The organism is Pseudomonas sp. RGM 3321 (assembly GCF_022836805.1).
Lineage (GTDB): Bacteria > Pseudomonadota > Gammaproteobacteria > Pseudomonadales > Pseudomonadaceae > Aquipseudomonas.
This window is the reverse complement of record NZ_JALHBH010000117.1, coordinates 188,091-206,863: the sequence shown is the minus strand read 5'-3', so window position 1 is coordinate 206,863 and position 18,773 is coordinate 188,091. Positions and strand designations below refer to the sequence as shown.

Genomic DNA, 18,773 nt, shown 5'->3' with positions numbered 1-18,773 from the left:
ACGATATGAGTTTCTTGAGCGCCTTCTCCCATCTGGATTGGGCACAGGTTCTGCAACTGACCTGGCAGCACATCACGCTGGTCGGCATCGCCGTGACCCTGGCGATTGTCGTCGGTGTGCCCCTGGGCGTGTTGATGACGCGTTTTCCAGTACTGGCGGGCCCTTTGCAGGCCAGCGCCACGGTGTTGTTGACCGTCCCATCGATTGCTCTGTTCGGTCTGCTGTTGCCGTTCTACTCCAAGTTCGGCCAGGGCCTTGGCCCGATGCCGGCGATTACCGCGGTGTTCCTTTACTCGCTGCTGCCGATCATGCGTAACACCTACCTGGCGCTGACCGGGGTAGAACCGGGTATCCGCGAAGCCGCCAAAGGCATCGGCATGACCTTCGGCCAGCGCCTGCGCATGGTTGAACTGCCTATCGCCGTACCCGTCATCCTCGCTGGTGTGCGCACCGCCGTGGTGATGAATATCGGTGTCATGACCATCGCCGCGACCATCGGTGCCGGTGGTCTGGGTGTACTCATTCTCGCTTCAATCAGCCGCAGCGATATGTCGATGCTGATCGTCGGCGCGGTACTGGTCAGCATTCTGGCCATCATCGCCGACCTTCTCCTGCAATGGCTGCAACGCACGCTGACTCCAAAAGGATTACTGAAATGATCGAACTCCAGAACCTCTCCAAGACTTTCCAGAGCAACGGCAAAGAAGTGAAGGCTGTCGATTCGGTCAGCCTCACGGTCAATGAAGGCGAAATCTGCGTCTTCCTCGGCCCCTCGGGCTGCGGCAAGAGCACCACGCTGAAAATGATCAACCGCCTGATCATGCCGACTTCCGGCAAGGTGCTGATCAATGGTGAAGACACCACTGATCTGGACGAAGTGACCCTGCGTCGCAACATCGGCTATGTGATTCAGCAGATCGGTCTGTTCCCGAACATGACCATCGAAGAAAACATCGTGGTGGTGCCCAAGCTGCTCGGCTGGGACAAGCAGCGTTGCCATGACCGTGCCCGTGAACTGATGAGCATGATCAAGCTGGAGCCCAAGCAGTACCTGCATCGCTACCCGCGTGAATTGTCCGGCGGTCAGCAACAGCGTATCGGCGTGATCCGTGCACTGGCTGCGGACGCACCCTTGCTGTTGATGGACGAACCGTTCGGTGCGGTCGACCCGATCAACCGCGAGATGATCCAGAACGAGTTCTTCGAGATGCAGCGCGCGCTGAACAAGACTGTGATCATGGTCAGCCACGACATCGATGAAGCCATCAAGCTGGGTGACAAGATCGCGATTTTCCGTGGCGGCAAACTGCTGCAGATCGATCATCCGGACACCCTGCTCGCGCATCCGGCTGACGACTTCGTCAGCAGCTTCGTCGGTCAGGACAGCACCCTCAAGCGCCTGCTGCTGGTCAAGGCCGAAGACGCCGCCGACAACGCGCCGTCGGTCAGCCCGGAAACCCCGGTTGCCGACGCTCTGGAAGTGATGGACGAAAACGACCGTCGCTACATCGTTGTCACCGACAGCGAGAACAAGGCGATGGGCTATGTGCGTCGTCGTGACCTGCATCGCCAGCAGGGCACGTGCGCGCAGTTCCTGCGTGAATTCAACGCCACTGCCGCTTACGACGAGCACTTGCGCATCCTGCTGTCGCGCATGTACGAGTTCAACCGCGCCTGGCTGCCGGTGCTGGACGCCGAGAACGTGTTCCTGGGTGAAGTGACGCAAGAGTCCATTGCGGCGTATCTGAGCTCGGGCCGTTCGCGTGGCATGAAGACCAGCATTGTTTCGCCTGCGGACGTTGCAGCCGAAGCACAGGTGTAAGTCTCGCAATGTAAGCCCGGTGCCTGCGAGGTACCGGGCTTACACTGTTTCTGTACCTTTTCCCCGCGAACGACGCGTTATCTCCTGAATCTTTTATTCAGCGTCACCTTCCTGATTCGTCAGCCGCCTTTGCTATCGGTAATCGCTGTGCTTGCCCGGTGCGCCCAGTGCTGATCCTTGTTTTATTGGCAAACCCGACCTATCCAGCCATTCCCTTTCAGCCCCCGGTGATCCGTGCGGGGAACATCTGCCTGTCATGCAGGTCGGTTAAACAGGTGCTTGGGAAGGCAACTCGAGAGCCCTGTGCAAAAACGCGACATTTTTTGTTGATATCCGGCCCCTCAGGTCCTAAAGTTCGCGCCGAACGTCCATGCTGGAAACGATCCATCCGGCTCAAGTACTGACGACGAGACAGCAAGGCCAGGAAGGCAGCCCTTCAGGGCCTTTTTGCTTTCGGCGACATGCCTTGGGAAGTAGGCGAACCAAAGTGGGGATACGGAGGGCGTTCATTTGTACCCATTGACCAATACCGTTTGCCAATAGGAGTTCCAGCAGCATGCCGATCAATGTCGAAGACTACTACTCAGCCGAAACCTTCAAGAAAATGAAGGCGTTCGCTGACAAGCAAGAAACCCCGTTCGTGGTCATTGATACTGACATCATCAGCAAGGCATATGACGACCTGCGTGCGGGCTTCGAATTCGCCAAGGTTTACTATGCGGTCAAGGCCAACCCTGCCGTTGAAGTCATCAATCTGCTCAAGGAAAAGGGTTCGAGCTTCGACATCGCCTCGATCTACGAGCTGGACAAGGTCCTGAGCTGCGGCGTTGGTCCGGAGCGCATGAGCTACGGCAACACCATCAAGAAATCCAAGGACATTCGTTACTTCTACGAGAAGGGCGTGCGTCTGTTCGCCACCGACTCCGAAGCCGACCTGCGCAACATTGCCAAGGCTGCACCGGGCGCGAAAGTCTACGTGCGTATTCTGACCGAAGGCTCGACCACCGCCGACTGGCCGCTGTCGCGCAAGTTTGGCTGCCAGACCGACATGGCCATGGACCTGCTGATTCTTGCCCGTGATCTGGGTCTGGTGCCTTACGGCATCTCCTTCCACGTCGGCTCGCAGCAGCGCGACATCAGCGTCTGGGACGCTGCCATCGCCAAGGTCAAAGTGATCTTCGAGCGTCTGAAAGAAGAGGACGGCATCGTTCTCAAGCTGATCAACATGGGTGGCGGCTTCCCGGCCAACTACATCACCCGTACCAACAGCCTCGAAACCTACGCCGAAGAGATCATCCGCTTCCTGAAGGAAGACTTTGGTGACGACCTGCCGGAAATCATTCTCGAGCCAGGCCGTTCGTTGATCTCCAACGCCGGTATTCTGGTCAGCGAAGTGGTACTGGTTGCCCGCAAGTCGCGTACTGCGGTCGAGCGTTGGGTATACACCGACGTGGGCAAGTTCTCCGGTCTGATCGAAACCATGGACGAAGCCATCAAGTTTCCGATCTGGACCGAGAAGAAAGGCGAAATGGAAGAAGTGGTCATTGCCGGTCCGACCTGCGACAGCGCCGACATCATGTACGAGAACTACAAGTACGGCCTGCCGCTCAACCTGGCCATCGGTGACCGTATGTACTGGTTGTCGACCGGTGCCTACACCACCAGCTACAGCGCAGTGGAATTCAACGGCTTTCCACCGTTGAAATCGTTCTATCTGTAAGCGACGTTCTGATGCGAAAAACCCGCGAGTGATCGCGGGTTTTTTTGAGTGCCGTTCGGTGTTCAGGCTGCGTTTGCCTGCTGCGCGTCAAACCCTCTTGAAAGACGCTGGATTTCATTCAGGTTGATGATCAGCAACCTTGACTCCAGGCGGCGGCGTGAAGGTTTTTCGGCCCTGCGTACTTCAACGATGTGACCCAGGCATGCCCAGAGCAGGCTCCACATACGCAGCAGATAGGCGCCAAGATTGGCGGCAGCGGTGTAGGCAAGTACATACCATTGCTGCGTTCTGAACGCATAGCCTTGTGCGCGCAGCAGGCGTTCTTCTGGACTGATGACAGCCCCAGGTTCGTCGAAAGACAGCGGCAGACTATTCGCCAATACAGTCGAAGGCTGTTTTTCGAGTGTGAGGCCATGCTGGCGTGCGTGGCTGTAAAAGTGAGTGTTCATAAAGTCCATTACCCGTGGCAAGACTTTACAAACACCTTGCTTGAGTGTTTCCAGTGTTTGCTGCTTGTGATCAAACGCATTTTCAAACGACAGCAGCCGGTCGCCCGCAGCGCCCATCAACTGTGCAATAAGCGCTTCACCTTGCGTGTCACTTGCCGCCGCGTTCAGAAGTTCTTTCACACTGACGTCGAGACTGCGCTGAACGGCTTTGATATCGGGCAGAAACGCTAACCATCCGGATAAATCGCTACGGGCAATTTTCAACGTTCTCTGGATATCCGGGATGGGATAAGAGGAGTGCCTTGGCGCGGGCACCTGGTCCAGATGGACCTTGAACGAGCGAGTAAGCGTTGCAAGCCTCTGCAGGACTTGAAGGTAGGTCATAAGGTCTTTTAAATCGCCTTGTTGTACGAGAAGTTCAGTCATCCTGGGCCCGTATGCGCTTATCGAATGAGCGTTAGATAAGCAACCAGTTGCAAGCCCGAGTCGATCAGGCGCGTGCTGCGCTGCTGATCATCGGATGCCGGTGCGTCGTTGAGAGCAGTGAAGTTCTCCAGGGTTTTTACGATCTTCCGGTAGTGTTCGGCATAGACAGCGCATTGCTCATCCATGGCATGAAAATGCCCGATCAGCTCAATGCGCTGCAAGAGCTCCAGTCTGCTTTTCTCGGCCTCGGTCAATGTCGCCGTCAGTGTGTCGAAGCGCAGGCGCAGGCCATCACGGCGTTTGAACATGGCAATGAGATTTATCCCTTCGGCACTTTGCTCGATCGTTGCCTTCATGTGTTCCAGGGCGAGGGTGATCAGCGCCATCTCCGGTGGCTGCATACCCAGTGCCATCACGCTTTGTGCGGTGATCACAGTGTCTTTGGCAATGCCGGCCAGCCCCTTGCTCTCGATGGCAGCGATGGCCCCGCTCAGTACCCGGCGCTCCTCTGTCAGCCTGACAAGCTCGGCAGCCATCACGGCGTTGTTGGCCGTTGCGCCAACGGCGTCATTTGACAGGCTTTGCTGAAACTTCTGAGTTTGCTGACGATCATGATTGGCCGTCATCAGGCTCAAGGCTTTGTTCAACTGGTGCCCCTCGGCGCTGACCAGGCTTAATGACGCTTTCAGCAAGTGGCTTCGTTCAGCCTGGAGCTCGGCGTTTTCTTCCGGGTCTTTGTTGCTGTTCAGTTGCAGGTTACAAGCGCGCAGCAAGGGGATGTTTGACTCGACATTGATCACCACTCGGGCGCAATGCTCTGCGAGTTGCTGCTGTTCGGTGATGACGACGGTATTGAGGCGTTTGAATTTTTCGTACAGGTGGGGAAGGTAACGGGTACTGGCAAACAGTACATCAGCCTTGAACAGGCTGTCGTTCATCAGATTCAAACTGGTGGCCATGGCAGATGTGTCAGGTGCCAGGGTGACCAGCGGTACGTTGCGGGGGGCAGTGGTGGTGTTCATTATAAATCTCCGTAAATTCGTTTGTATTCTTCGTCTGCTTCCTTGAAAACGTTCAACAAGGCATTGGCGTCGTGCTCGATGGCTTCCCATGGCTTGACGACTTGTCTGAAACGAAGCATGAACGTTCGCAGTGTCAGGGCATCACTGATGTCGGATGAATGCTGGGCAGAACTTTCGATGTAGAGAAACAGTGTGTTCCAGACGGTAATCAGGTTTTTGGTTGCCACGTCAGCATCAATAACGATGGTGACAAGGTTCTGCAGTTTGAATTTGACTTTGTTCAACAGGCCAAGCACCGCGTCTTTATGTTGAAGCGCCTCTATGTCTCGGGCCTGCTGACCCTGCAGTTCGTTGCGGGCATTTCGCACGCCCTCTGCCTCTACGCCGAAATAGATACTGAGGGCCAGCCCGACAACATTGAACTTGCCCAGCGAACTCAGGGACTGTTCGACCGACGCTTTGTATTCTGCGTTTTTCTCATCGATATCTTTTGAGCGTTGTTCGATTGCTGCGCTTAGCCTTGCTACATCCGCGGGCAGCGAATTACTTTCGATGGCGGCAACCTTGCGTTGAATCTCGGGTTTGACGTGCGTTGAAAGGTCCAGACCGAACTGATCCAGTGCAACTTTGATAGTTTGCGTGTCCTCAAGATTGCGTCGGACGATGGCGAGAATTTCGGCGAGGTAGGCCTGGATGTCCCTCGCGGTCGTCTTGTCTTCATCATCCAGTTCGATTCCCGGAAACGTGTCGCCCAGCTCAAGGTGCAAGCGCTTCACATCTTCAAGCGTTTTGATGTCATGTGCTTCAACGATTCTTGCGCTTTTAATATCGTCATTGATCTCGTCCATGCCTTTGCCGTATACCAGCATCTGCCCCGCAAACACCTTGAGCTTGCTGCCAATTGCCAGCAGGTCGTTGCGCAACGGGTCCCAACGTTGAGCGTGCTTGTGGATCAACGAAAAACTCTTCAGAAAGTCGTCGGGCTCAAGCCCCGTCGCCATCGCCTCTGAATAGCCCAGGTAGGTAATCACATCTTCAATCCTGATCGGTAAGGCAAGTGCTTCAATTTCATAGTGCTTCAGATTGATGATTTGCTCTTTTGTCAGGATCAGGCCCGGAGCCCGTGTGACTTCCGAATCACTGGCCGCCGACAAGGTGCCAAACAGTTTGGCGGTCTTTATGGCGTCGTCGGCAATGCGGTCCCCCGTCGGGTTTTCCTCAAGTACCATTTGTGCAAACATTCTATTCATGGACATATCCTTATTTCCATTCAGGGAGCAGGCAGTGATCCCCGCAGCGAGTTGATAGTTTCGCGCTGAACACAGGTTAGGGTTTGATGGTCGTGGACGTCAAAGTAGAAACAGGGGCGGATGTTGTAAGGAAATAGAGGCATTGCGGTAATCAAAGTGTTCGGACTTATAGGTTTATGAACAGGGTGTTAAATATATAAATTCCGGGCGTTTAATGAATTGCTACACGCCGCGTCAGCGGGGGGGTAATGCCCAGCGGGGCCTGGATGAATTTAGAGATGAGAATAAATCACATCTGGAGCATAATGCGTGCCGCAGCCCAAAGGTGGTGGAGCATTGGTGTTGAAGAAGGTCCTGTTTCAACTGCACTGGTTCTTTGGAATCACCGCAGGTCTGGTGTTGGCGCTGATGGGCATTACGGGCGCGCTGTATTCGTTTGAAGACGAAATTCTCGACGTTCTGAACCCTGACGTTCTACTCGTTGAGGAGCGTTCCGCGACACTGGCACCCATTGAGCTTGTGCACAGGCTGGAGGCTGCGACCGGGCTGACGGTCGCTATTTTGCGCGTCGATACACTCGGCAATCGTGCTGCCCAAGTGTATTTCACACCCGAACAGGGCGAACGGCGCGGTCCCAAACGCAATTTCGATCCCTATACAGGCGAGCTGAAAGGCGATGCTGTAGGTGAGGGCTTTTTCGACTTTGTCCTGCAACTGCATCGTTATCTGGCTGCAGGTGAGGTGGGTAAGCAGATCACTGCGGCCTGCACACTGGTGCTGGTGTTCTTCTGCCTGTCCGGGCTCTACCTGCGTTGGCCTCGCAACGCACTGAACTGGCGTGTCTGGCTGACGATGGACTGGGCCAAAAAGGGTCGCAGTTTCAACTGGGACCTGCATTCGGTCTTTGGTACCTGGTGCCTGTTGTTCTACCTGCTGTTCGCGATCACGGGCCTGAACTGGTCTTATGATTGGGTGGGCAATGGTCTGAACAGGCTGCTGGGAGATTCGCTGCCGGCACAGCGCAAAGCCCCTGTGGCCCCAGCCAGCAAAGCCGCGCCGTTGGTAGTGGATTATGCTGCCGTCTGGGACAGTGTGCAGAAAACCGCCGGGCCTGAACTGCGCGCTTATAACTTGCGCCTGCCTGCTTCTGGCGGCCAACCGGCCACGGTGTTCTATCTGCTCAAGGACTCACCCCATCCACGAGCCTTGAACAGCATCACGCTTGATCCGGCCAACGGTCAGGTCAGCTCGGTTTCACGCTATGCAGAGCGCAGTTTCGGCGCGCAATTGCTTGCCAGCAATTATGCGCTGCACGTTGGCAGCTATTTCGGTCTCGTCGGTCGGCTCATCATGACGGCTGCATCGTTGATGATGCCGCTGTTCTTTATTACCGGCTGGCTGTTGTACCTGGATCGACGTCGCAAGCAACGTGCTGTCATAAGTGCGCGCGGCGAGGTTCAGGGTGAAGGGGCAGATGACGCCGCTTCCTGGCTGATTGGTTTCGCCAGCCAAAGCGGTTTTGCCGAGCAGTTGGCCTGGCAGACTGCGGGCCAGTTGCAGGCTTCAGGAGTGTCGGTGCGCTTGAAGCAGCTGGGCGATCTGACCGAAGAGGATTTCAGTCATAGCCGTAAGGCGCTTTTTGTCGTCAGCACCTTTGGTGAGGGCGAGGCGCCCGACAGCGCGCGGGGTTTCGAGCGTAAGTTGCTGGGCCGTCCGCTGGAACTGAAGCAGCTCGATTACGCCGTTCTGGCCCTTGGCGACCGGCAATACCCGCATTTCTGCGGTTTCGCCCATCGTTTGCATGGCTGGTTGGCCAAGCATGGCGGGCGCACGTTGTTCCCGCCTGTTGAAGTGGACAGCGCTGATCCAGCAGCCCTGCAACACTGGCAGCAGCAACTGGGACAATTGACTGGCTCCGTGCCTTCAACGCACTGGCAGGCATCGGTTTTCGAGAACTGGACGCTTGCGAGTCGCGAGCATTTGAACCCTGGCAGCAGTGGTTCTAAGGTTTGCTTGCTGGACCTGGAAGCGCCGACGTCAGCGAGCTGGCAGGCGGGTGATCTGGTCGAGGTGATACCGCGCAATGCGGCGCAGGTCATTGAAGCCTTTCTCGCCGGGCTGGGTGTCGATCCTGGCGCTTCGGTAACTGTGGATGGCTTGCAGGAGCCGCTCGTGCAGGCGTTAGCGACTCGCCAACTGCCGCACAATCGTGCGCATCTGGTGGGCCTGCACGCGCAGGCGCTGATCGACGCGTTGGTGCCGGTATCTGCTCGTGAATATTCGATTGCTTCGATTCCGGAAGATGGGCGTCTGCAACTCATCGTGCGTCAGGAAGTTCATCCTGACGGCAGCCTGGGGCTGGGCTCCGGGTGGCTGACCGAACATGCCGCCGTTGGCAGCGCAATCAGTCTGCGTCTGCGCCGCAACAGCAGTTTTCATTTGCCTGTCGATTCCGTCCCGCTGATCTTGCTGGGCAATGGCACGGGGCTGGCTGGTTTGCGCAGTCTGCTCAAGGCTCGCATCGCCCAAGGACAGATGCGCAACTGGCTGCTATTCGGCGAGCGTAACCGCGGCCACGATTTTCATTGTGGTAACGAACTGGAGGGCTGGCTGGAGGCTGGCCATCTGACTCGTCTGGACCTGGCTTTCTCCCGTGATCAGGCTGAAAAGGTCTACGTGCAGGACTGCTTGCGCGAGGCGGCGGATGAACTGCGTACATGGCTGGACGACGGTGCCGCGATCTATATCTGTGGCAGCCTGCTCGGTATGGCGGCAGGGGTGGATCAGGTTTTGAAGGATGTGCTGGGAGAGCAGAGAGTCAGTGAGCTGATCGAGCAAGGGCGTTACAGGCGGGATGTTTATTGACTGGCGTGCCGATACGTAAGTCTTTGAGAAGGATCGGACGCGCAGCGTCCAGAACTGCGTGCCCACGCTGGAGCGTGGGCACGATAGTCTTCTAGCCTATGCCGCTACAAATTGTTCGGCATAGTGGCAGGCCACCTGGCGGTTATCCACCAGACGCAGCTCCGGTACGTCTGTTGCGCAACGTTCCGTCGCGTAAGGGCAGCGCTTGTGGAAGGCGCAGCCGCTTGGCGGGTTGAGCGGGTTGGGCAGCTCGCCGACGATCTTGATCTTCGGTTTGAGCGGGTCCGGATGGATGGTCGGGGTCGCTGATAGCAGTGCCTGAGTGTAAGGGTGCAGTGGACGGTTGTAGATCTCTTCCTTGGGGCCCATTTCTGCCGGCCGTCCCAGGTACATCACCAATACCGTATCGGCGACATGACGTACCACCGACAGGTTGTGGGAGATGAACACGTAGGCGGTGTTGAATTCCTGCTGCAAATCCATGAACAGGTTCAGCACTTGAGCCTGAATCGACACGTCCAGCGCCGAAGTCGGTTCGTCCGCGATCAGCACCTTGGGCTGCAGCATCATCGCCCGGGCCAGCGCGATACGCTGACGCTGACCGCCGGAAAACATGTGCGGGTAGCGCTGATAATGCTCGGGGCGCAAACCGACCTGAGCCATCATCGCCTGCACTTTTTCCCGACGTTCTGCCGCCGATAGTTTGGTGTTGATCAACAGCGGCTCGCCGAGCTGGTCACCGACTTTCTGGCGTGGGTTGAGCGACGCGTAAGGGCTCTGGAATACCATCTGCACGTCTTTGCGCAACTGCTTGCGCTCGGACTTGCTGGCACCGGTCACTTCCTGGCCGGCGATTTTCAGCGAACCCGATGAAGGTTCTTCAATCAGTGTCAGCGCGCGGGCCAGCGTCGACTTGCCACAGCCGGACTCGCCGACCACAGCCAGGGTCTTGCCGGCTTCCAGTTCGAAGGACACACCGTTAAGTGCGCGCACCAGCGCTGTGCCTTTGAACAGGCCTCGGGAGACTTCGTAGTGACGGGTAAGGTCGCGGGCGGTAAGTACGACGCTCATTACGCCACCTCCTGATTCAAGGGATAGAAGCAGCGCGCCAGGCTATGGGCCTTGGGGTCCAGGCCAGGACGTTCGGTCCGGCAGTTGTCGCGCACATACGGGCAGCGCGGTGACAGCAGGCAACCCTGTGGCCGGTCATAGCGACCCGGAACCATGCCCGGCAGCGTGGCGAGGCGTTCGGCGCCCATGCTGTGCTCGGGAATGGCGGCCAGCAAGGCTTCGCTGTACGGGTGGGCAGGGACCTCGAACAGACCAGGCACCTGACCGACTTCGACGGCCTGACCGGCATACATCACACAGACGCGCTGGGCGGTTTCAGCGACTACCGCCAGGTCGTGAGTGATCAGCACCAGCGCCATGTCCTGCTCTTTTTGCAGGCTCAGCAACAGCTCCATGATCTGCGCCTGAATGGTCACGTCCAGCGCGGTGGTCGGTTCGTCGGCGATCAGCAGCTTGGGTTCGCCGGCGATGGCCATGGCAATTGCCACACGCTGGCTCATGCCGCCCGACAGTTGATGCGGGTAGGCATTCAGGCGCGCAGCCGCGCCAGGGATTTCGACCTTTTCCAGCAGTTCCAGCGCGCGCTGGCGTGCCGCCTTGCCCGACATGTTCAGGTGCTGGCGCAGCACTTCCTCGATCTGGAAGCCCACGGTGTAACTGGGGTTCAGCGCGGTCATCGGGTCCTGGAAAACCATCGCCAGGTCTTTACCGATGATGCGACGACGCTGCCGCGCGTTCAGCTTGAGCAGGTCCTTGCCGTCGAAGTTGAGCGCGTCGGCAGTGATTATGCCGGGCGAATCGATCAGCCCCATCAGCGCCATCATGGTCACGGATTTACCGGACCCCGATTCGCCAACGATGGCCAGTACTTCGCCTTTGTCGACGCTCAGGGACAGGCCGTCCACAACAGGTACGGCCTTGGCGTCGCCGAAGCGGACGTTGAGATTCTTGATTTCAAGAAGTGACATGCGAATCTCCTCAGGCGGCGTTCTTGAGTTTCGGGTCCAGCGCATCGCGCAGACCGTCGCCCATCAGGTTGATTGCCAGCACGCTGAGCAAAATGGTCAGACCTGGCAGGCTGACGACCCACCAGGCACGTTCGATGTAGTCGCGCGCCGAGGCGAGCATGGTGCCCCACTCAGGCGTCGGCGGTTGTACGCCAAGGCCCAGGAAGCCCAGCGCTGCGGCGTCGAGAATGGCCGAGGAAAAACTCAGCGTTGCCTGAACGATCAGCGGCGCCATGCAGTTGGGCAGCACGGTGATGAACATCAGGCGTGGCAGGGTGGCACCGGCCAGACGCGCAGCCGTCACGTAGTCACGGTTCAGCTCGCCCATTACCGCAGCGCGGGTCAGACGTACGTAGGACGGCAGCGACACGATGGCGATGGCGATCACCGTGTTGATCAGGCCAGGGCCGAGAATTGCCACAATGGCTACAGCCAGCAGCAGCGATGGCAAGGCCAGCATGATGTCCATCAGGCGCATCACCGAAGGGCCGAGCACGCGCGGGAAGAAGCCAGCCAGCAAGCCCAGCAGGATGCCCGGGATCAGCGACATGACCACCGATGCCAGACCGATCAGCAGCGACAGGCGCGAACCCTGGATCAGACGCGACAGCAGATCGCGGCCCAGTTCGTCGGTGCCGAGGATGAATTGCCATTGACCGCCTTCAAGCCACACCGGAGGTGTCAGCAGGAAGTCACGGTATTGCTCGCTCGGGTCATGTGGTGCAACCCACGGGGCGAACAGGGCGCAGAACACGATCAGTATCATGAACAGCAGGCCGGCAACCGCGCCTTTGTTTTTCGAGAACGCTTGCCAGAATTCTTTGTACGGGGATGGGTAAAGCAGGCTTTGATCGACTGCTACCGCAGGAGTAGGGGTGCTCATATCGATGATCTCAGCGCTGATGACGGATGCGTGGGTTGGCAAAGCCGTAGAGGATATCCACCACGAAGTTGACCAGGATCACCAGACAGGCGATCAGCAGAATGCCGTTTTGCACGACCGGATAGTCCCGGGCGCCGATGGCTTCGATCAGCCACTTGCCGATGCCGGGCCACGAGAAGATCGTTTCGGTCAGTACCGCCCCGGCCAGCAATGTGCCTATTTGCAGACCGAACACGGTCAGTACCGGAATCAGCGCGTTCCGCAGGCCGTGAACGAATACCACGCGAGCCGGCGACAGGCCTTTGGCCCGTGCAGTACGCACGTAGTCTTCACGCAATACTTCGAGCATCGATGAGCGGGTCATCCGGGCGATTACCGCCAGCGGAATGGTGCCCAGCACGATGGCCGGAAGAATCAGGTGATGCAACGCATCGAGAAACGCGCCTTGTTCGTCACTGAGCAAGGTGTCGATCAGCATGAAACCGGTGACTGGCGGAATGTCGTACAGCAGGTCGATCCGTCCGGATACCGGCGTCCAGCCCAGCGATACCGAGAAGAACATGATAAGAATCAGGCCCCACCAGAAGATCGGCATGGAGTAGCCCGCCAGGGAAATCCCCATGACCCCATGGTCGAACAGGGACCCTCGCTTGAGTGCGGCGATCACCCCGGCGAGCAGGCCGAGAATACCCGCGAAAATCAGTGCTGCCAGCGACAACTCCAGGGTTGCCGGGAACAGCGAGGTGAATTCGGACCAGACACTGGTGCGCGTACGCAGCGATTCACCGAGGTCGCCCTGGGCGAGCTTGCCGATGTAATCGATGTACTGGGCGTAGAGGGGTTTGTTCAGACCCAGACGCTCCATGGCCTGAGCGTGCATTTCCGGATCGACCCGGCGCTCACCCATCATGACTTCGACCGGGTCGCCCGGAATCAGGCGAATCAGGGCGAAGGTCAATAAGGTGATGCCGAAGAAAGTGGGTATCAGCAACCCCACTCGGCGGGCGATAAAACTAAACATCTTGGTGTGTACCTCATCAGCCGGTTAGGCGTGCTCCGGCGAGTCTCGGGTTATGAGCTCGCCGGATTATTTTTCTACTTCACCTGGGTAGTGGCGAAGTTGTTGGTTGTGAGCGGGCTGATTTGGTAGCCCTCCACATTTTTACGCATGGCCGTGAACATTCTGGTGTGAGCCATGCTGATCCACGGCTGATCCTTGTTGAATATGGCCTGGGCCTGTTCATAGAGCCCAGCGCGCTCCTGCGGGTTCACTGTTTCGCGAGCCTTGTCGATCAGCGTCTGGAATTCGGCATTGCACCAGCGTGCATAGTTTTCGCCGTTTTTCGCCGCTTCACAACTAAGCATCGGGGTCAGGAAGTTGTCCGGGTCGCCATTGTCGCCTGCCCAGCCGGCAGACACCATGTCATGTTCGCCATTCTTGGCGCGTTTGAGCATTTCGCCCCATTCCATGACGCGAATGTCGATCTTGATGCCGATCTTTGCCAGATCGGACTGCATCATTTGCGCACCGAGCATCGGGTTAGGGTTGGTCGGACCACCACCGTTGCGGGTGAACAGGGTGAACGTAGTGCCCTCCGGCACACCTGCTTCCTTCAGCAAGGCGCGTGCCTTGTCGAGGTCAACCGGCGGATTCTTCAGGCTGTTGTTGTAACCCAGCAGGGTTGGTGGATACGGGTTGACCGCTACCAGCGCATTGCCCTTGCCGAACACCGCGTTGACATAAGCGTTCTTGTCGAACGTCATGTCAATGGCTTTGCGTACCCGCACATCGCTCAAATACTTGTGCGTGGTGTTGATCGCAATATAGCCGGTGGTCATGGCCTCCATTTCATCGATTTTCAGATTCGGGTCTTTCTTGATGCTTGGGACATCGTCCGGCTTTGGATACAGCGCGATCTGGCATTCGTTGGCCTTGAGTTTCTGCAGGCGCACGTTGTTGTCGGTGGCGATGGCCAGAATCAATGCTTCAGCAGGCGGCTTGCCTCGGAAGTAATCCGGGTTGGCCTTGAAGCGTACCTGCGCATCCTTGGCATAGCGCTGGAAGATGAACGGGCCGGTACCGATTGGCTTGCTGTTTAGATCGTTGGTCTTGTCGGCTTTCAACAACTGGTCGGCATATTCTGCCGGGTAGATAGAGGCGAAAGCCATGGCCAGGTCGGCCAGGAATGGTGCTTCGCGGCGGGTCAGGGTGAACTTGACGGTGTAGTCGTCAGTTTTCTCGACGCTTTTCAGCAGCTCTTTGAAGCCCATGCTTTCAAAATAGGGGAAGCCGACGCTCGACTTGTCATGCCACGGGTGTTTCGGGTCCAGCTGACGCTGGAAACTCCAGAGCACATCGTCGGCGTTCATGTCGCGGGTCGGTTTGAAGTAATCGGTGGTGTGGAACTTGACGCCTTTACGCAGGTGGAAAGTGTAGGTCAGACCGTCTTCGCTGATGTCCCAGGAGTCAGCCAGCGCAGGAATCACTTCCGTGGTACCGGGTTTGAAATCCGCGAGGCGGTTGAACACGGTTTCAGCCACGGCATCGGCCGTCACGGCTGTCGTGTATTGCACCATGTCGAAGCCTTCGGGGCTGGCTTCGGTGCAGACTACCAGGGGTTTTGCCGAAACACTGACGGCGACGCTGAGCAGGGCCAGGGCGATCGAGTTGCGTAGCGATAACAGTTTCATTGTGAACCCTCCATAGAGTTGACGTCGATGGTGATGTTCTGGCGCAAGGCTGTTGCCTTGCACCAGAACGGTTTTCAGCGAATCAAAGAATGTTGAACGGGATGGTGGTTACCAGACGGAGTTCGTTGATGTTGCCATCAGCCTGATTCTCGCTGGCGCGGTGAGTGGTGTAAGTGGCGCGAATGGCAGTGGCCTTGAGCGGGCCGGACTGCACGGAGTACGACGTACCGATACCGTATTCGTAGTGAGTCTCGCCGTCCATTGCATTTACGCCGCTCGGTGTCCGAACGCCATTGATGGTCTGGACGTCGCCGTAGACGTTGCCTTTGTATTTGGTGCCGTCGATGTCCCAGCCGCGCGCCTGGTAAATGTTGAACTTCAGACCAGGCACACCGTATTCAGCCATGTTCAGTACGTAGGCGATCTGCAGGGATTTCTCGTTCGGGCCGTTGAAGTCCGAGAGCAGGGAGTTGGCCAGGAAGATCGCGTTGGTGTCGTGCGCATAGTCGAAGTACTCATCGCCAGATACTTGCTGATAGGCAAGGCTGATGCTGTGAGCATTGTGTGTACCGGTGAAGGACAGGCTGTAGGTGTCGTTGTCGATAGGGCCTTGTTTGCTTTGACCGGAGTCCTTGGTCTTGTAGTAGTTCAGGTTAGTGCTGAGCGCCAGTGTCTTGCTGTCACCCAGTTCGTGGGTGAAACCGAAGTAGTACTGGTGCCAGAAATCTTCCAGATTCGATGCGTAAAAGCTGGTTGTCAGGCTGTCGGTCGGCTTGTAGTCAGCGCCGAACATGTCCAGACGATCGGCGGTCTGGCTGCGATCACCGTACTCGGAGCGGAACTTGTCCAGACTCTGTTCCATACGTGGCGATACGCGGTCGAAACTACCGGCTTGAAACGACAGGTTATTCAGCTCGTCGCTCTGTACGGCAACACCCTGGAAGCTGGAAGGCAGTGCGCGGTTGCCGATGAAGGCGATGACCGGGGTGTTAACCGATTGGCGACCCATGGTCAGGACCGTGTTGGAGACACGTGCCTTGACGTTGCCCAGGCCCATTTTGCTCCACTGACCGACTGCATCGCCGTCACGGTGAGCGAGGGTCCGGTTGGAACTGCCTGCAAAGTCATCGGTGTCACGGTCCAGCGCAATGGCGTTGTACAGTGCCAGCTCGGTGGCGAAACCTACAACACCCTGCGTGTAGCCCGAGGTGTAGTTGACGATGGTGCCCTGCTGCCAGTTGATACGACGCGAGGTCTGCTCAGCGATGCCGTTGTCGTTGTAGCGGAAAACCTCGCCACGACGCTTCAGTTCGTTGGCGTACCAGTTGCGGGTCGTGCCGGTCAGGTGTTGATCTTCGATAAAGCCGTTGGCATCTGCCTGTGCATTCTTTGAACTCAGCTCGGTCGGTACAAAGGTCTGGCTGGCTGGCTCTGCCTGAACCAACGCGCCGAACGACGAGAGAGATAAGGCCAATAACGCAGTGCTTGTTGTTTTCACGATGTGCAGCTCCCTTTATCACTTTTTTATATGCCAGTTCTTAAGCCTGGCTTTTGGTGGTGCAGGGCTTTGGGCCCTGCGTTGTTATCGGTATCGACACGCAAGTGCCGGCTCTCGCCGTGACACAAGACGGCGAGGGCATGCGTGGTTGCTGATCAGTCGGCGATGCTGACGCCTGAAAAGTTGTTGCGACCAAACGGGCTGACGTGGAAGTCCCTGACATCGGCGCGCAACGGCTGATTGACCGTCGAGTGGGCAATCGGGGTGATCGGCACCTGTTCCTTGAGGTAGCGTTGCGCCTGTTTGTACAGGTCGGTGCGCTGCTCGCGGTCGGTGACAGCGACGGCGGCCTTGACCAGCTTGTCGTATTTTTCGTCGCACCACATCGAGTAGTTGTTACCGCCAATGGCTGCGCAGCTGTACAGCGTGCCCAGCCAGTTGTCCGGGTCGCCGTTGTCGCCGGTCCAGCCGATCAGCGAGATATCGTGCTCGCCGTTCTTGGTGCGCTTGAGGTATTCACCCCATTCATAACTGACGATCCGCACTTTGATGCCGACCTTGGCCCAGTCGGCCTGCAGCATCTCGGCCATCAGCTTGGCGTTGGGGTTGTAAGGGCGCTGGACCGGCATGGCCCAAAGAGTCAGTTCGGTGCCTTCCTTGACGCCAGCCGCGCGCAGCAGGGTTTTGGCTTTTTCCGGGTCGTAGGGCGCGTCCTTGATGCTGTCATCGTAGGACCACTGGGTCGGCGGCATGGCATTGACTGCCAGCTGCCCTGCGCCCTGATAAACCGCGTTGATGATTGCCTTCTTGTTGACGGCCATGTCCAGCGCCTGGCGCACTTCCAGCTTGCCTAGCGGCTCGTGGCGTACGTTGTAGGAGATGTAACCGAGGTTGAAGCCTGGCTTCTCGATGATCTGCAGGCTTTTGTCTTCCTTGAGGCTGGCAAGGTCTGCCGGACGCGGGTTGACCGAGACCTGGCACTCGTTGGCCTTGAGCTTCTGCATGCGGGCAGAGGCGTCGGTCACGATGGCGAAAATCAACTGGTCGATTTTCACCCGGCTCGGGTCCCAGAACTCCTTGTTGCCCTTGTAGCGAATCTGCGAGTCTTTCTGATAGCGCTGGAACACGAAAGGCCCTGTGCCAATCGGTTGCTGGTTGATGTCGCGTACATCACCCTTGGCCATCAGTTGTTCGGCGTATTCGGCGGACAGGATCCCGGCGAAGTTCATCGCGATGTTCTGGATGAACGCCGCATCGACCGTATTGAGGGTGAACACCACGGTCAGTGGGTCGGTCTTCTCGATGGACTTGATCTTCTTGTTCAGGCCCATACCGGTGAAGTAAGGGAATTCAGTCGGGTAGGCTTTGCGAAACGGATGGTCGGGGTTGAGCATGCGGTTAAAGGTGAACAGCACGTCGTCGGCATTGAAATCGCGGCTGGGCTTGAAGTTCTTGTTGCTGTGGAACTTCACACCTTCGCGCAGATGAAACGTGTAGGTCAGACCGTCTTGCGAAACATTCCCTGAAGTAGCCAGCCCCGGCACCACGCTGGTATCGCCCTGCTTGAACTCGGTCAGACGGTTGTAGATCGGCTCTGACGCATCGTTATCAGTGGAGGAAGTGTATTGCGCACCGTCGAAGCCAGCCGGACTTGCTTCGGAGCAGAACACCAGATTGCTTGCCGCCTGGGCAAACGGAGCCAGTGCAAACAGCCCCAGGCACGACGTCATCGCAAGAGTTTTACGCATGATGATCCCTATCCTTAAAGGACGAGCCGAAGCTCGAATGTCTAACTGGCCCAAAGGCGCTGGCCCGAACAATAATTCCGAACAACCTGTCCGCACACATTGAGTTACAACGGCCACGAAGCGGCTGGCTTCCTGCCAGTTGCCGCGACCTCAGGACGGTAATTCGTCAAAGACGCGCGGTATATAGGCTCGCAGGCAGCAAAGTGCGTAGGAAATATCTTAGTGATAGTCGAAGAGTGCCGATATCGACACATTTTCAACCAACTGCTCGGGGCTCATGTTCAGGTAGAACGGCAGGCTGCGCCGGGTGAGCGGCGCAGC

General features: G+C 57.5%; 14 protein-coding genes. 4 read left to right on the top strand and 10 right to left on the bottom strand.

Features of this window, described 5'->3' with window-relative positions; genetic code table 11:
- Positions 1-5 precede the first annotated feature (5 nt).
- From RGM3321_RS21180 to RGM3321_RS21170, 3 genes are all read left to right on the top strand, one after another.
- Positions 6-659 (top strand): ABC transporter permease, encoded by a 654-nt coding sequence (locus RGM3321_RS21180; RefSeq protein WP_244394696.1) that lies wholly within the window; start codon positions 6-8, stop codon positions 657-659.
- Positions 656-1,822 carry an ABC transporter ATP-binding protein gene (locus tag RGM3321_RS21175; RefSeq protein ID WP_244394695.1) on the top strand — a complete coding sequence of 389 codons (1,167 nt, stop codon included), beginning with the start codon at positions 656-658 and terminating at the stop codon, positions 1,820-1,822. Before RGM3321_RS21180 ends, RGM3321_RS21175 begins: the two co-directional genes overlap by 4 nt.
- 556 nt (positions 1,823-2,378) lie before the next feature.
- Entirely contained in the window at positions 2,379-3,542 is a 1,164-nt protein-coding gene (locus tag RGM3321_RS21170; protein ID WP_003368674.1) for a type III PLP-dependent enzyme, read from the top strand.
- Positions 3,543-3,604: 62 nt separating this feature from the next.
- Here the strand turns inward: RGM3321_RS21170 and RGM3321_RS21165 are convergent, their stop codons facing one another.
- Genes RGM3321_RS21165 through RGM3321_RS21155 form a run of 3 tightly spaced genes read right to left on the bottom strand, consistent with a single transcriptional unit; the run spans position 3,605 to position 6,689 of the window.
- A complete protein-coding gene (locus RGM3321_RS21165) occupies positions 3,605-4,417 on the bottom strand; it encodes a hypothetical protein (RefSeq protein WP_244394694.1) in 813 nt (270 codons plus the stop codon).
- A 17-nt stretch (positions 4,418-4,434) separates the two neighbouring features.
- Entirely contained in the window at positions 4,435-5,439 is a 1,005-nt protein-coding gene (locus tag RGM3321_RS21160) for an alpha-xenorhabdolysin family binary toxin subunit B (RefSeq protein ID WP_244394693.1), read from the bottom strand.
- Positions 5,439-6,689, bottom strand: coding sequence for an alpha-xenorhabdolysin family binary toxin subunit A (locus RGM3321_RS21155; protein WP_244394692.1), 1,251 nt, complete (start codon positions 6,687-6,689; stop codon positions 5,439-5,441). Before RGM3321_RS21155 ends, RGM3321_RS21160 begins: the two co-directional genes overlap by 1 nt.
- 342 nt (positions 6,690-7,031) lie before the next feature.
- On the opposite strand from RGM3321_RS21155, the gene RGM3321_RS21150 reads away from it, so the two are divergent.
- Positions 7,032-9,554, top strand: coding sequence for a sulfite reductase flavoprotein subunit alpha (locus RGM3321_RS21150; protein ID WP_244394750.1), 2,523 nt, complete (start codon positions 7,032-7,034; stop codon positions 9,552-9,554).
- 96 nt (positions 9,555-9,650) lie between these two features.
- On the opposite strand, the gene RGM3321_RS21145 is transcribed toward RGM3321_RS21150, so the two are convergent.
- The 7 genes from RGM3321_RS21145 to RGM3321_RS21115 form a co-directional block, all read right to left on the bottom strand.
- Positions 9,651-10,625 carry a peptide ABC transporter ATP-binding protein gene (locus RGM3321_RS21145; RefSeq protein ID WP_244394691.1) on the bottom strand — a complete coding sequence of 325 codons (975 nt, stop codon included), beginning with the start codon at positions 10,623-10,625 and terminating at the stop codon, positions 9,651-9,653.
- Complete coding sequence (locus tag RGM3321_RS21140) at positions 10,625-11,593, bottom strand: ABC transporter ATP-binding protein (RefSeq protein WP_058400638.1); 969 nt, start codon at positions 11,591-11,593, stop codon at positions 10,625-10,627. The genes RGM3321_RS21145 and RGM3321_RS21140 overlap by 1 nt, the downstream gene beginning before the upstream one ends.
- A gap of 10 nt (positions 11,594-11,603) precedes the next feature.
- Positions 11,604-12,515: an ABC transporter permease subunit gene (locus tag RGM3321_RS21135; RefSeq protein ID WP_002555194.1), complete on the bottom strand. Its 912-nt coding sequence runs from the start codon at positions 12,513-12,515 to the stop codon at positions 11,604-11,606.
- 10 nt (positions 12,516-12,525) lie between these two features.
- Entirely contained in the window at positions 12,526-13,536 is a 1,011-nt protein-coding gene (locus RGM3321_RS21130; protein WP_005620502.1) for an ABC transporter permease subunit, read from the bottom strand.
- 74 nt (positions 13,537-13,610) lie between these two features.
- On the bottom strand, positions 13,611-15,206 hold the full coding sequence (locus RGM3321_RS21125; protein ID WP_244394690.1) for an ABC transporter substrate-binding protein: 1,596 nt from the start codon (positions 15,204-15,206) through the stop codon (positions 13,611-13,613).
- A gap of 82 nt (positions 15,207-15,288) precedes the next feature.
- Positions 15,289-16,704, bottom strand: a complete 1,416-nt coding sequence (locus RGM3321_RS21120; protein WP_244394689.1) for an OprD family porin — start codon at positions 16,702-16,704, stop codon at positions 15,289-15,291.
- A gap of 155 nt (positions 16,705-16,859) precedes the next feature.
- Positions 16,860-18,452: an ABC transporter substrate-binding protein gene (locus RGM3321_RS21115; protein ID WP_244394688.1), complete on the bottom strand. Its 1,593-nt coding sequence runs from the start codon at positions 18,450-18,452 to the stop codon at positions 16,860-16,862.
- Positions 18,453-18,773: the final 321 nt, after the last annotated feature.